The organism is Nocardioides marinus, from assembly GCF_013408145.1.
Lineage (GTDB): Bacteria > Actinomycetota > Actinomycetes > Propionibacteriales > Nocardioidaceae > Nocardioides > Nocardioides marinus.
In genome coordinates this window covers 2,638,881-2,652,321 of sequence record NZ_JACBZI010000001.1, presented here as the reverse complement: position 1 = coordinate 2,652,321, position 13,441 = coordinate 2,638,881, and the positions used below count along the sequence as shown (strand labels likewise).

General features: G+C 73.9%; 10 protein-coding genes and 1 tRNA gene. 7 read left to right on the top strand and 4 right to left on the bottom strand.

What is annotated here, in order from left to right:
* Positions 1 to 20: 20 nt before the first annotated feature.
* On the bottom strand, positions 21 to 1,160 hold the full coding sequence (locus BKA05_RS12545) for a hypothetical protein (RefSeq protein ID WP_179531726.1): 1,140 nt from the start codon (positions 1,158 to 1,160) through the stop codon (positions 21 to 23).
* Positions 1,161 to 1,286: 126 nt separating this feature from the next.
* Here BKA05_RS12545 and BKA05_RS12540 point away from each other — a divergent pair, with 126 nt between their 5' ends.
* The 5 genes from BKA05_RS12540 (at position 1,287) to BKA05_RS12520 (ending at position 6,671) form a co-directional block, all read left to right on the top strand.
* Positions 1,287 to 2,234 carry a haloalkane dehalogenase gene (locus tag BKA05_RS12540; protein ID WP_218842399.1) on the top strand — a complete coding sequence of 316 codons (948 nt, stop codon included), beginning with the start codon at positions 1,287 to 1,289 and terminating at the stop codon, positions 2,232 to 2,234.
* An 81-nt stretch (positions 2,235 to 2,315) separates the two neighbouring features.
* A complete protein-coding gene (locus BKA05_RS12535) occupies positions 2,316 to 4,424 on the top strand; it encodes a glycosyltransferase family 39 protein (protein ID WP_179531725.1) in 2,109 nt (702 codons plus the stop codon).
* A complete protein-coding gene (locus BKA05_RS12530) occupies positions 4,421 to 5,674 on the top strand; it encodes a bifunctional glycosyltransferase family 2/GtrA family protein (RefSeq protein WP_343045657.1) in 1,254 nt (417 codons plus the stop codon). The genes BKA05_RS12535 and BKA05_RS12530 overlap by 4 nt, the downstream gene beginning before the upstream one ends.
* 165 nt (positions 5,675 to 5,839) lie before the next feature.
* Positions 5,840 to 6,295, top strand: a complete 456-nt coding sequence (locus BKA05_RS12525) for a hypothetical protein (RefSeq protein WP_179531724.1) — start codon at positions 5,840 to 5,842, stop codon at positions 6,293 to 6,295.
* Between the two features lie 25 nt (positions 6,296 to 6,320).
* On the top strand, positions 6,321 to 6,671 hold the full coding sequence (locus BKA05_RS12520; RefSeq protein ID WP_179531723.1) for a hypothetical protein: 351 nt from the start codon (positions 6,321 to 6,323) through the stop codon (positions 6,669 to 6,671).
* A gap of 42 nt (positions 6,672 to 6,713) precedes the next feature.
* Here the strand turns inward: BKA05_RS12520 and BKA05_RS12515 are convergent, their stop codons facing one another.
* The 3 genes from BKA05_RS12515 to BKA05_RS12505 form a co-directional block, all read right to left on the bottom strand.
* The gene (locus tag BKA05_RS12515) at positions 6,714 to 7,091 is read right to left on the bottom strand and encodes a DoxX family protein (RefSeq protein ID WP_218842919.1); all 378 of its coding nucleotides are present in this window, start codon (positions 7,089 to 7,091) and stop codon (positions 6,714 to 6,716) included.
* Positions 7,092 to 7,347: 256 nt separating this feature from the next.
* Positions 7,348 to 7,420 (bottom strand) — tRNA-Lys (locus BKA05_RS12510).
* Between the two features lie 88 nt (positions 7,421 to 7,508).
* Positions 7,509 to 9,086, bottom strand: a complete 1,578-nt coding sequence (locus tag BKA05_RS12505) for an FAD-dependent oxidoreductase (protein WP_179531721.1) — start codon at positions 9,084 to 9,086, stop codon at positions 7,509 to 7,511.
* A gap of 136 nt (positions 9,087 to 9,222) precedes the next feature.
* Between BKA05_RS12505 and BKA05_RS12500 the strand changes: the two genes are divergently transcribed.
* Positions 9,223 to 11,235, top strand: coding sequence for an ATP-binding protein (locus tag BKA05_RS12500; RefSeq protein ID WP_179531720.1), 2,013 nt, complete (start codon positions 9,223 to 9,225; stop codon positions 11,233 to 11,235).
* A gap of 95 nt (positions 11,236 to 11,330) precedes the next feature.
* The gene (locus tag BKA05_RS12495; RefSeq protein ID WP_179531719.1) at positions 11,331 to 13,349 is read left to right on the top strand and encodes a sensor histidine kinase; all 2,019 of its coding nucleotides are present in this window, start codon (positions 11,331 to 11,333) and stop codon (positions 13,347 to 13,349) included.
* Positions 13,350 to 13,441: the final 92 nt, after the last annotated feature.

The following is a 13,441-nucleotide window of genomic DNA, read 5'->3' as shown; positions in this document are numbered from 1 at the left end:
TGCGTCTGGTGCCGCCTCGCTCAGCGGACCTTCACGGTCAGCACGTCGCTGACGTAGTCGCCGGCGGTGAGGCGGTAGCTGTAGGTCCCCTTCTTGCGCTGCTTGGGGTAGGTGACGATGGCGTTGCCGTCCTTCGCCGTCACGGTCCGGATGCTCTTCCAGCCGCGCTTGGTCTGCTTCTGCAGCTCCACGTCGCAGTCGTCCAGGCCGCGGACCACGACGATGTCGCTGCCGACGCGCTGGCCCTTGGAGACCGTGGTGCGGCCGGTGCGGTAGCCCTCGACCACGTCGGGGGCCTCGGAGCCGTCCTCGGCCCCGGTGTCCGTGCCCGGCGTGCTGGGGGTGCGGACGACGGCGTACCCGTTGCGGGTGCCGGTCTCGGGCGAGACCTCACCCAGGGCGCACTCGACAGCGCCCTGCCAGTGGTAGTTGCTGCCACCGACCTGGGTCCAGGTGACGGTGTACTCGGTGACGCCGGCCGGCCACAGGCGGTGCTGGCTGTAGACGAAGGCGGTCGTCCCGGACCAGGTGCCCTGGTCGAGGTGGTAGTTGAGCGTGACCTGGCCCTGGTCGGTCTCCAGGCGGATGTTGACGTCGTTGGACTGACCCGAGGGGATGTTGCTGGGGTAGGCGACGACCAGGCCGTCGCACTGCGGGGTCTCGTAGGTCCAGTCCCAGTCGAAGCTGCCGTTCTTGATCGCCGGCGGGTTCGGGGTGCTCTCGGGCTCCGGGTCGGGCGTGGGCTCCGGGTCGGGCGTGGGCTCGGGGTCCGGGGTGGGCTCGGGGTCCGGGGTGGGCTCGGGGTCCGGGGTGGGTTCGGGGTCGGGCGTCGGCACGGTGGCGGCCTTGAGCACCAGCGAGTAGTGCGTGAGGTTCCCGCCGTCGGTGTGGCGCAGCACGATCGAGGTCACCGGCGCGGCCAGGGTGACGTACTCCGGCTCGCCCTGGGTGCCCCTGAGACCGGCCGCCTTCACGCAGTAGCCGGCGATGACCTGGCCCGCGGGAGCGGACACGGTCAGCGAGTCGGCGTTGCCGGGGACGACGACGGCGTCGGGGCAGTTGCCGACGGGGGTGGCCTCGGCCGCGGTGGCGCCGGCGACGAGGCTCGCGGCGAGGATGCCGGCGACGGCGGCGGCGGAGAGGGCGTTGCGGGGGGTCATGGGGAGACCGTGACAGTGCCCCGACCCGGGCGGAAGGGACTTGTGGAGACCTTGAGCCAACCTGCGGCAATCTTGAGGATTCCTTGAGCAAAGGCCCGCGGCGGGCGCTCCTGACAGGATGGTCGCATGAGCCCGAAGACTCCCCGCCAGGCCACCGTGGACCTCGTCCGTACGCCCGAGGAGCGCTTCGCGGCGATCAGCGACTACCCCTGGACGCCCCAGTACGCCGAGGTCGGCTCGCCCGGCGACGACACCTGCCCGGGGCCGCTGCGGATGGCCTACGTCGACGAGGGCCCGCGTGACGCGCCGGTCGTGCTGCTGCTGCACGGCGAGCCCACCTGGGGCTACCTCTACCGTCACATGGTCCCGGTCCTGCTCGACGCCGGGCTGCGCGTGGTCGTGCCGGACCTGGTCGGGTTCGGCCGCTCCGACAAGCCGACCGACCCCGCGGCGTACTCCTACGCCCGGCACGTCGCCTGGACCCGCGCCCTGTGCGACGAGCTCGGCCTCGCGGACATCACGCTGTTCTGCCAGGACTGGGGCTCGCTGATCGGGCTGCGGATGGTCGGTGAGCAGCCCGAGCGCTTCGCCCGGGTCGTCGTCGGCAACGGCTTCCTGCCGGCCGGGGAGCAGGCGCCCACCACGGCCTTCCGTGTCTGGCGGGCCTTCGCTCGGTGGACGCCGGTGCTGCCGATCTCCCGCATCGTCGCCGTCGGGACGCACCGCACGCTCTCCAAGGCCGAGCGGGCGGCGTACGACGCGCCCTTCCCGACCCGCCGGCACCTGGCCGGCGCCCGGGTCTTCCCGAAGCTGGTCCCGACCGACCCCGACGACCCGGCGATGCCCGCGCAGCGCGCGGCCTGGGCGGCGCTGGGGCGCTACGACCGGCCGTTCCTGTGCCTGTTCGGCAAGCTCGACCCCATCCTCGGCCGGGGTGACGGGCCATTGATCGCGCACGTCCCCGGCGCGAAGGGCCAGCCGCACGCCCGGCTCGTGGGCGGGCACTTCGTGCAGGAGGACGTCGGCCCCGAGCTGGCCCGCGGCATCGTGGACCTGGTGGCGCGCACCTCCTGAGCCCGGGGCGGGGCGCCGGCTCACAGGCGCCGCACAGGCCGGGCACACGGGCCCGCCAGCCTGGGCGGCCACGGTGCTGTCATGAGTGCCAGCACCCTCGACCACGCCGACTCCACCCCGGACCCGACCCGGGACCCGACTCCCGACCCGCAGGGCGACCCGGCCGGACCCGGGCCTGACCACTACCGCCCCGCCCTGGTGGCGCTGCTCGCGGCCACGGCCTTGCTCTACCTGTGGGGTCTCGGGGCCTCCGGGTGGGCCAACAGCTTCTACTCCGCGGCGGTCCAGGCGGGCTCGGAGTCGTGGACGGCGTTCTTCTTCGGCTCCTCCGACGCCGCCAACGCCATCACCGTCGACAAGACCCCCCTCTCGCTGTGGCCGATGGCGCTCTCGGTGCGGGTCTTCGGCCTGTCGTCGTGGGCGATCCTCGTGCCTCAGGCGATCGAGGGGGTGCTCGCCGTCTGGTTGCTGACGGCGTCCGTCCGCCGGTCGACCGGCTCGGGGACCGCCGGCCTGGTGGCGGGAGCCGCGCTGGCCACGACGCCCGTGGCGGCGCTGATGTTCCGCTTCAACAATCCCGACGCCATGCTCGTGCTGCTGCTGGTCGCGGCGGCCTACGCCGTGCTGCGGGCGGTCGAGGACGGCGTCCGGCACCCGGTGCGGTGGCTCGCCCTGGCCGGTGCCCTGGTGGGACTGGCGTTCCTCGCCAAGATGCTGCAGGCCTTCCTGGTGCTCCCGGCCTTCGCGTTGGTCTACCTCGTGGCCGCGCGCAGCGACCTGCCGCGGCGGGTCGGTCACCTGCTGGTCGCCTTCGGCTCGATGGTCGCGGCCGCCGGGTGGTGGATCGCGATCGTGACCCTGTGGCCGGCCGCGAGCCGCCCCTACATCGGCGGCTCGCAGACCAACTCCGTCCTGGAGCTCACCCTCGGGTACAACGGGCTGGGCCGTCTCACCGGTGAGCAGACCGGGGCCGTCGTCGGTGGCGGGGGCCAAGGCGGCGCGGGCGGGACCGGTGGGCGCTGGGGCGAGACCGGGCTGACCCGGCTGCTGGATGCCGAGATCGGCGGGCAGGTCGCCTGGCTGCTGCCGCTCGCGCTGCTGCTCCTCGTCGCGGGCCTGTGGTGGACCCGTCGCGCCCCGCGCACCGACGGCGTGCGCGCCGCCCTGCTGCTGTGGGGAGGGTGGCTGGTCGTCACCGCCCTCACCTTCAGCCTGATGGCCGGCATCTTCCACAGCTACTACACCGTCGCCCTCGCGCCGGCGATCGCGGCGCTCGTCGGCATCGGTGGTCGGCTGGCCTGGGAGCGGCGTCGCACGGTGGACGGCTCGGCGGTCGGTGCCGTGGCCGTCGGCGTCGTCACGGTCACGGCCGTCGTCCTGCTCGGTCGCAGCGCTGACTTCGTGCCGTGGCTGCGCTGGGCCGTGCTGGCCCTGGGGCTGCTGGCCGCGGTCGCGGTCGCCGGGGCCCGCTGGCTGCCGCGGCGCGCGACGGTGGCGGTCGCCCTCGCGACGGTCGTCGTCGCGCTCGCCGGCCCCACGGCGTACGCCGTGCAGACGGCCGCGACCCCGCACACCGGATCGATCCCGACGGCCGGCCCGGCGGTGGACGTCGGCACCGGCGCCGGCCGAGGTGGGCGTCCCGGTGGTATCGGCGCGCCGGGAGCCCTGCCCGGTGGTGTGCCCGGTGGTGTGCCCGGTGGTGTGCCCGGTGGTGTGCCCGGTGGTGTGCCCGGTGGCGCGTTCGGCGGGAGACCGGGCGGCCAGGGGGGTGCCGGCGGTCTGCTGACGGGCAGCGAGCCCAGCGCGGCACTCAGCGACCTGCTGCTGCAGGACGCCGACGACTACACCTGGATCGCCGCCGCGGTCGGCTCGAACTCCGCCTCGGGCTACCAGCTGGCCACCGAGGAGCCGGTGATGGCCGTCGGCGGCTTCAACGGCTCGGACCCCTCGCCGACGGTGGAGGAGTTCCAGGCCCTGGTCGATGCCGGGGAGATCCACTGGTTCATCGGCGGCGGCGGTGGCGGGCGGGGGACCCAGCTCGGCGGCAGCGAGGCGAGCAGCGAGATCTCCGCGTGGGTGGCGCAGACCTTCGCCGCCACCACGGTCGACGGGGTGACGCTCTACGACCTGACGGCGCCGTCGGCAACCGCCGACGTGCTCGCTCCCAGCGATGGGACGGTGCGGTCGTGAGTGCCGGGCAGCCGCTGGTCGGCAGCGGTCACTCAGCGTCCGTACCGCCCGGTGCCGCCGCGGCCGTGACCACCGTGCTGGACGTGGTCATCCCGGTCTACAACGAGGAGCGCGTCCTGGCCTCCTCGGTGGAGCGGGTGCTCGCCCACCTGGCGACCCTCCCGTGGCGCTCGCGGGTCACCATCGCCGACAACGCCAGCACCGACGGCACCGCGGTGGTGGCGCGGCGCCTGGCCCACCAGCACGCCGCCGTGCACGTGGTGCACCTCGCGGAGAAGGGCCGCGGCCGGGCGCTGAAGCGGGTGTGGAGCGCGTCGGACGCCGACGTGCTGGTCTACATGGACGTGGACCTGTCCACCGACCTCAACGCGCTGCTGCCGCTGGTCGCCCCGCTGGTCAGCGGCCACTCCGACGTCGCGATCGGCAGCCGGCTGCGCCGCGGGTCGCGCGTCGAGCGCGGCGCGAAGCGGGAGGTCATCTCCAGGGGCTACAACCTGCTGCTGCGCGGCGCGCTGCGGGCCCGCTTCAGCGACGCGCAGTGCGGGTTCAAGGCGATCCGTGCCGACGTGGCGCGCGAGGTGCTGCCGCTGGTCGAGGACCACGCGTGGTTCTTCGACACCGAGCTGCTGGTGCTCGCCGAGCGCGCCGGGCTGCGGATCCACGAGGTGCCGGTGGACTGGGTCGACGACCCCGACAGCCGCGTCGACCTGTGGCGTACGGCGGTGGACGACGTGCGCGGCATCGCGCGGCTGGGCCGGGGGCTGGTCACCGGGCGGGTGCCGGTCGCGGAGGTGGGGGAGCGGCTGGGGCGGGTCTCGGCCGAGGCCGGGGGCGGGCGCCTGGGCATGCAGGTGGGCGTGTTCGGGCTCGTGGGTGTGGGCTCGACGGTCCTCTACGCGCTGCTGTACCTGCTGCTGCGCGGCCCGTTGGACGCCTTCGCCGCCAACGTCGGGGCGCTGCTGCTGTCGGCGGTGGCGAACACCGCGGCCAACCGGCGGCTCACCTTCGGCGTGCGCGGCCGCGAGGGGCTGGTGCGCCACCACGCGGGCGGGTTGGTGCTCCTGGGCCTCGGGCTGGCCGCCACGACCGGCTCGTTGTGGGCCCTGCACGCCCTCGGGGGCTCGGGCCACCGCGCCGAGGTGGTGGTGCTCACCGGGGCCAACCTGGCGGTCACCGTGGTGCGGTTCGCCTCGATGCGGACCTGGGTGTTCGCCCGGACCCACCGGCGCCGGGGGCAGCCCGCTCCCTGACCCGACGTCGCGGGCCGGCCGGCACGTCCTCGCGGGCAGCAGGCACGGAAGGATGCGCCGGCTCGGCGTCACGGCCGCCCGTCCGGTCGTGACCGGGCCGTGACCTCCCGGCGGTGTGCTCGTTGAGACGAGCACACCGCACCAGTGCCTGGAGGGAGGCCCGCGATGACCAGCTGCACCGTCACCGAGACGGGCCACCCCGTGCCCGGCGTGCGGGTCGGCACCCGCACCGTCGAGGTCAGCGGCGCCTGGGCCGGTGGCACCTGGATCGACGCCACGGTCCTCGCGCAGGCCGAGCGGTCCGCGCTGGGTGGGTTCGACTTCACCGTGCGCTCCGCCGAGGTCGCCGACGCCCTCGTGCGCCACGGCCTGGCCACCCGCTCCGGTGACCGGTCACTGCGCGGGTCCACGGTCGTCTCCGTCGTACGCCGGCAGGAGGCGCCCGCACCGCGTCCCGAGGTGCGTGGCTGGTGCGCCTCGACCCACCACGTCGAGCCCGTGCGCGCCGTCGTCGAGGGCCGTCGCGGCCGCTCGCAGCACGACCCGTGGGCCGAGGACGTCCGCCTGTGCGGTCGGTGCGCCGACCTGCTGGGTGAGGCCGGGTTCTTCACCGCAGCCTGAAGATCGTCGTAGAGGAGGAGCCGCCATGCTGCCCACGATGTCGTTGGACTCGTTCCACACCGCGCACCTGGACCCTGCCAGCGGCTACGGCCTGGTCGTATGCCCCCGGCCCGAGGACGACGTGCTGCTCGACGGGCACTCGGTCTTCACCGCCGCCTGGGACACCGCGTGCGAGTCGCTCGCCTCGCTGGGCTGGACGCCCGTCCGTGACGACGCCGGCTTCCTGACCTACCTCGGCGCCACGGTCGAGGGCGGTCTCGTCGTGGAGGCCCGGTCCTTCCGGTCCGCGCGGACCGTGCCGGACGCCGAGACGGTGCGTGCGCTGTTCGCCCAGGTGCGCCTGGTCACGCAGGTCGTGCGGCCTCGGCGCGGCTGAGGACCCGAGCCGGGGACCGCGGAGTAGTCCGGCTGGGTCCGGTCAGTCCCGCCGGCGCAGGACCTCACCGGTCCACAGCGCCCAGGCCACCAGCACGGGCTGGAAGAACAACCGCACCAGTCGCTTGGTGTCGGTGTCGAGCCCGAAGGCGTCCTTGTGCTCGACGTACTGCGCGATGTTGCCGGGGAAGATCGCCACGAAGAACGCCGCCAGCAGGCCGCCGACGAGCGGGCGGCGCGCCCTCGGGGCGGCGACGAGGGCGGCCCCGAGGCTGATCTCGACGATCCCGGACCCCAGGACGGTGAGGTCCTCGTCCAGCGGGAACCAGTCGGGGACCTGGGCCTGGAACTCCTCGCGGGCGAAGGTCAGGTGGGCGGTGCCGGCGAAGACCATCGCCGAGCCGAGGGCCAGGCGCGCCATGGTGCGTACGAACGACATGGCCCGAGCATGCTCGGCCGGGAGGTGCCCGGCCACCCCCGACCGGTGCGCGGACGGGGGAGGGCCCGGTGGTCGGGCGGGGCTCAGCGGCGCTTGCGCTTCTTCTTGATCCTGGGCGGGGGGAAAAGGGGGCTGGGGGACCAGTCGGTCCCACGGTGAGGCACCTGAGGCCTCCGTGGTGCATCACGGCCAAGACGACGAAGGGCCCCAGGTCATCGACCTGGGGCCCTTCGATCTGTACGCCATCAGGGACTCGAACCCCGAACCCGCTGATTAAGAGTCAGCTGCTCTGCCAATTGAGCTAATGGCGCCCGGTGAAGCGACGTGAACGTTACCAGCGAGGGGCCGTCGCGAAAAATCGAGGGCGTACGTCGGGGCCACGGCCCGCCGGGAGCGCGGTCATCGCGACTCGAGGACCGCCTGCGCGGCGTTGTGACCGCCCAGGCCGGAGACGGCGCCGCCGCGTCGAGCGCCGGAGCCGCACAGCAGCACCCGCTCGTGACCGGTCTGCACTCCCCACCGCGCGGCGGGGGTGTCCAGCAGCGCCCGGTTGGCCGCCCAGGGCCACTCCAGGTCGCCGTGGAAGATGTGCCCGCCCGGCATGGCGAGGTCGGCCTCGATCTCCTGGGGGATCTTCGCCTCGATGCAGGGGCGTCCGTGCGCGTCGGTGGCGATGCAGGAGGCGATTCGCTCCGCGAGGTGCTTGTCGAGCTCGGCCAGCGCCCGCTCCACGGCGAGCGCCTTGCGGGCCTCACGGTCGGTCTCGAAGAGGGTCGCGGGGGTGTGCAGGCCGAAGTAGGTCAGGGTGTGCGTCCCCTCGGGGGCGTCGCCGAGGATCGAGGGATCGGTCAGGGAGTGGCAGTAGACCTCGCCCGGCATCGTCGTGGGCACCTGCCCGGCCGCGGCCTCGGCGTACGCGCGCTCGATCTGGGAGTGGTCCTCGCCGAGGTGCAGGGTGCCGGCGAAGGCCTCGGTGGGGTCCACGCCGCTGCGCAGCCGGGGCAGGCGGTCGAGCAGCATGTTGATCTTCAGCTGGGAGCCCACCGGCTTGTCGGGGTGCTCGCCCTCGCCGAGCAGGATCCGCAGCACCCAGGGCGCCACCCCCGACAGCACCTGGCCGGCGGTGACCGAGCGCGAGCCCGAGGCGCCGTCCCAGACGACCTCCACGCCGTCCGCGCCCGGGATGATGCGCGAGACCCCGGCTCCGGTGAGCACTTCGGCGCCGGCGGTGACGGCGGCCTTGAGCAGGCCGTCGGTCACGGCGCCCATGCCCCCGACCGGGACCCGCCACTCGCCGGTCCCGTTGCCGACGAGGTGGTAGAGGAAGCACTTGTTCTGCACCAGCGAGGCGTCGTGCAGCGAGGCGAAGGTGCCGATCAGGCCGTCGGTGCCGACGACCCCGCGCACGGTGTCGTCGCGGAAGCGCCGCTCGACCGCCTCGCCCAGAGGGCGCTCGACGACGTCGCGCCAGATCGTCTCGCCCACCTGGGCCTGCAGCTCGCGCTCGGTCGGCAGCGGGGAGAGGAACGTCGGTGCGAGCACGCCGGCCATCTGCTCGAGCTCGCCGTAGAACTGCTGCCACGCGGCGTACTCGTCCGTGCCGCCGGTCAGTGCTGCGAACGACTCCGCCGTCCGGCGTCCCTCGGGTCGTTCGACGAGCAGCCCGGAGGCGGCACCGCCGCGCAGGGTGGGGGTGTAGGACGCGGTGCGGCGCGAGGTCAGGGTGACGTCGAGGTCCAGGTCGGCCATCAGTGCGTCCGGCATGACCGAGACGAGGTAGGAGTAGCGCGAGAGCCGCACCGGGTGCCCCTCGAAGGCACGCGCGGAGACCGCGGCGCCGCCGGTGTGGTCGAGGCGCTCGAGGACGAGGGTCGAGAGGCCGGCCCGGGCGAGGTACGCCGCGGCGACCAAGCCGTTGTGACCGCCCCCGACCACCACGGTGTCGTAGTGGCTGCGGCTGGCTGTGTCGGTGCTCACGCGGCCAACCTAGCCATCGGATCCGCCCGGACGGGTAGGAGGGAGGGCGCGCCGACGATGGTGCCGGACCCGCCGGGGTGGTCTGATGGATGCTGCCGCAGTGGACCGTGAGGTCACGGTGAGGAGGGGGGTGCGCGTGCTGCGCTGGTCGTCGACGTCCTGGCAGGTCAGGGTGTCCGCGCTGCTCGCCGTGACGGCGCTGGCCGGCTTCGCCGCCGTCTCGGCCGCCCCCGACGACGGGAAGGTCATCGGGATCTGGCCGGTCGGGGCCGCGGTCGGTGCGCTGCTGCTCGCTCCGCGACGCCGGGTCCCGGCGATGCTGGCGGCGGTCGTGGTGCTCGCGCTGCTCACGGTCGGCCTCGGCGGTCGTCCCTGGGCCGTCGCCGCGGGGTACGCCGTCACCATCGGCGTCGAGGTCGCGCTGGTGTGGTGGCTGCTGGCCCGGGGCCGAGAGCGCAGCTGGCTGCTGCAGCGCGACGCGGACCTGCGTCGGTGGTTCGTGGCCTGCCTGCTCGGCGGGGCGGTGGCTGCCGCTGGGAGTGCCGCGACCTCGCTGGTCACCGGCTTCGGGCACCCCTCCTTCGTGGCGCTGGCGCTCGGCACCGCTCACCTGAGCTCCCTGCTCGTGCTCACCCCGCTCTGGGCGACGCTGCCGGCCCACCACTCCGTCGCGGGACGCGGTGAGTACGCACTGCAGTGGCTGCTCATCACGGTCGCGGCGCCGCTGGTCTTCATCGCCGAGGACACCCCGCCGCTGGTCTACCTCCTGATCCCGCTGCTCGCGTGGAGCGCTCTGCGCATCTCCGCGCGCGAGGCGATCGCCCAGATGCTCCTCCTGCTGTCCCTCGCGATCGTGCTGACGACCGCGGACCGCGGCCCGTTCGCGGCGGCGCCGGAGATCTACGGCCTCGACCGTGACGTGCGTGGCGTGCTGCTGGCGTTGTTCGCCGCCGTCTGCGCGCTGATCGTGGTGCCGCTGATCCTGCGGGTGGGGGAGAGCGTGGAGATGGCCAAGGAGGCCCGGGCCGAGCGGGACACCCTGGACCGGATCGTCGGCAGCGCCACGGGCGTGGCGATCATCGTGACCGACGAGCGGAGCCGTATCTCGCTGTTCAACCCCGGAGCCGAGCGGATGCTGGGCTACCGGGCGGAGGAGGTCCTGGGTCGAAGCACCGAGATGCTGCACAGCCGTGCGGCGGTCGAGGCGAAGGCGGCGGAGCTGGGGGTGGCCCCCGACTTCCGCAGCGTCGCGGGGGAGCTGCTGCGTCGCGGTGCCGTCGCCGTCGAGATGGCCTTCACCCGGGCCGACGGGGTCGATCGCACGCACTCGATGACGCTGAGCCGGGTGACCGACGACCAGGGCAGGGTGGTCGGCTACGTCAGCACCTCCGAGGACGTCACGGACCGCGTCGAGTCCGAGGAGGCGCTGCGCCAGGCGCTGCAGCGCATGCAGGAGGTGGACACGGTCAAGGACGCCTTCGTCTCCTCGGTGAGCCACGAGCTGCGCACCCCCATCACGAGCATCCACGGCTACCTCGAGATGCTCCAGGACGAGACGCTCGGTGAGCTCTCCCCGCCCCAGCGCTCCGCGGTCGAGAAGGTCGCCTCCAACGCCCGACGTCTGCTCGGCCTCATCGACGACCTGCTGACGCTGTCGCGGCTGCAGGAGGACGGGCTCAACCTCGCCCCGCGGCTGGTCGACCTGCGCAAGGTCGTGGAGGACGCCTGTGCCGTCGTGCAGCCGGCCGCCGAGACCGGTGGGCTGCGGCTGCACGTGCGGGTGCCCGACGAGCCGATGCCCTTCCTGGGGGACCGCGACATGCTCGAGCGGGCGTTGGTCAACCTGGTCGGCAACGCGGTGAAGTTCACACCCTCCGGCGGCGAGGTCGAGGTCTCGCTGGTGCCTCGCGACGAGGGCAGTCTCGTCGTGGTCCGCGACACCGGCATCGGCATCCCGCTCAGCGAGCAGGAGCACCTGTTCACCCGGTTCTTCCGCTCCTCACTGGCCCAGCGCCAGGCCATCCCGGGTAGTGGGCTGGGGCTGTCGATCGCGCACGCTGTGGTCCACCAGCACGGCGGCTCGGTGCGCGTCGAGAGCACCGAGGGCGTCGGCACGACGTTCTACGTCGAGCTGCCCGCACTGGTCTGAGCCAGCCGGACGACTCGCGGCGAGTCGGCCCGCTCGCGCGCCGGATCTGGCAGGCTCGATGCTCACCTGGCATGGGGCCGGGTGGGGATCGGAGCATGGGGATGCTGCGCATCGAGCGCATCGGGGTCGGACTCGCCGTCCTGGCTGCGGTCACGAGCTTCTCCAACCTCCAGGTGGCCCCGCACCCCGACCACGTCCTGGCGGTGTGGTCGGTCGGTCCCGCGGTCATCGCCGCCTCGCTGCTGCCGCGATCGTGGGGGGTGTGCCTGGCGGTCGCCCTGCCGATCGGGCTCGCGGTCGCGGCGGCGTACTGGACGGCCGGCTACCCGCCCGCGGCCGTGCTGGCCGGTGGGGCCGGCGCCCTCGTGCTCACCGGCTGGGGCGGGGCGTTGCTGCGCCGGGAGGTGGGGTTGCGGCTCCACGACGCCGGCGACCTCGGCCACCTGCTGTCCGTGACGGGCAAGGTGGGCCTGGCCAGCGCCGTCCAGGGCGTGCTCGTCGAGCTGGCCGTGACCGGTGGAGTGGTCGGGCTGATGCCCCTCAGCTACGCCGTCACGGGCGCCTCGTCCCTGCTGACCCTGGTCCCGCTGGTCGCCGACCTGCCGAGCCATGCCCCGCTCGGCAGGAGGCGCGAGCGCGTGGTCCAGCGCACGCTGGCGGCCCTGCTCATCGTCCTGGCGCTGCTCCCGGCCGGTGCCCAGGTGCTCTCGTTGCTGCTGCTGCCCACGGTCATCGCCTGGGGGGCACTGCGGGTCTCGGCCCGCGAGTCGCTCGCCCAGATGTACGGAGCCCTGGTCTCGTTGATGGCCGCGACCCTGCTGGGCACCGGCGCCTTCGTCGATGCGGGCCGGGCCTTCGCCCTCGACGACGACGGCATCGCCTACGTCGTGACCGGCTACGCCTTCGTGCTCGCCCTGACCGCCTGCGGGGCCCTGCTCTTCGCCGCGGACCAGGTCGAGCGCACCGAGGCGGCCGCCCGGCAGCGGGACCTGCTCCAGCAGGTCCTCGACGCCACGCCCGGGGCGGCCATCGTCGGCATCGACGCCGACGGCGACATCACCGACGTGAACGTCGGCGTCCGCCGGCTGCTCGGCCACGACGCGGCCGACCTGCTCGGTGGGCCCGCCGACATCCTGTACGCCGACGGCGAGCTGGAACGGCTGGCCGGTGAGCTCGGCGTGCGGGCCGACGTCTCCTCGGTGGCAGCGGCCCTGGCCGAGCGGCCGGGGGCGGTGGCGGTCTCCCTCCGGCGCGCCGACGGCGCCGTACGGCAGCACCAGCTCACCTTCGCCCCGCTCCGCGACTCCGCTGGGCGGCCGCGTGGACACCTGGCGACCTCGGAGGACGTCACCGAGCTGCTGGCCGCGACCAGAGCACTGGAGGAGTCGCTGGCCCGCCAGGTCGCGGTCGACCGGGCCAAGGACGCCTTCGTCTCCACGGTCAGCCACGAGCTGCGGACCCCGCTCACCAGCATCCTGGGCAACGCCGAGCTGGTGGCGGACATGCTCGAGGAGCCCGTGGACCAGGAGAGCCAGGAGGTGCTCCGCGGGGCCGTGGCCCGCATCGGACGCGGCGGTGACCGTCTGCTCGCGCTGGTCGACGACCTCCTCGCCCACTCGGCGGTCGAGGACCCGGTGCCCCGGGAGGTGGTCGACGTCGCTGACGTGGTGCGCGACGCCTGTGCCCGGCTGAGCCGGGGGACCGACCTGCGGGCCATCCGGCTGGACCTCCCCGACCGGGCGATGCACGTCGTCGGACGGCGCGGTCACCTGGCCGACGCGCTGGGGCACGTCCTCGAGAACGCCGTGAAGTTCAGCGCCGGGCGCCCGGACGTCCGGGTACGCACCGAGCAGGACGCCACCCAGGTGTCGATCCTCGTGCAGGACTCGGGCATCGGGATCCCGGCGGACGAGGTCGACCGGGTGGTCGAGCCGTTCGTCCGGGGGAGCAACGCGATGCGACGCCAGATCCAGGGTGCCGGCCTCGGGCTCGGTCTGGCACGCACCATCCTGACGGGCTACGGCGGCAGCCTGCGGCTGGAGTCCACCGAGGGGGCGGGCACCCGTGTCCGCCTGGCCCTGCCGGTGCCCGGGCTGGGGGACAGTGCCGGGTAGCCCGACCGGAGCCCCGCGTCTCCGCAGCGGCCGGGTGCGGCGGTTGCGGGGCACCGGAGCGACGGAATAGTTCGACTTTCAACGATGTTCTG

Excerpts from the sequence above, each read along its gene's own strand:
- BKA05_RS12525 (WP_179531724.1), top strand. The coding sequence starts at position 5,840 with ATGACCAGCTGCACCGTCACCGAGACGGGCCACCCCGTGCCCGGCGTG.
- BKA05_RS12545 (WP_179531726.1), bottom strand. The coding sequence starts at position 1,160 with ATGACCCCCCGCAACGCCCTCTCCGCCGCCGCCGTCGCCGGCATCCTC.
- BKA05_RS12535 (WP_179531725.1), top strand. The coding sequence starts at position 2,316 with ATGAGTGCCAGCACCCTCGACCACGCCGACTCCACCCCGGACCCGACC.
- BKA05_RS12515 (WP_218842919.1), bottom strand. The coding sequence starts at position 7,091 with ATGGCGCGCCTGGCCCTCGGCTCGGCGATGGTCTTCGCCGGCACCGCC.
- BKA05_RS12520 (WP_179531723.1), top strand. The coding sequence starts at position 6,321 with ATGCTGCCCACGATGTCGTTGGACTCGTTCCACACCGCGCACCTGGAC.
- BKA05_RS12495 (WP_179531719.1), top strand. The coding sequence starts at position 11,331 with ATGGGGATGCTGCGCATCGAGCGCATCGGGGTCGGACTCGCCGTCCTG.
- BKA05_RS12540 (WP_218842399.1), top strand. The coding sequence starts at position 1,287 with ATGAGCCCGAAGACTCCCCGCCAGGCCACCGTGGACCTCGTCCGTACG.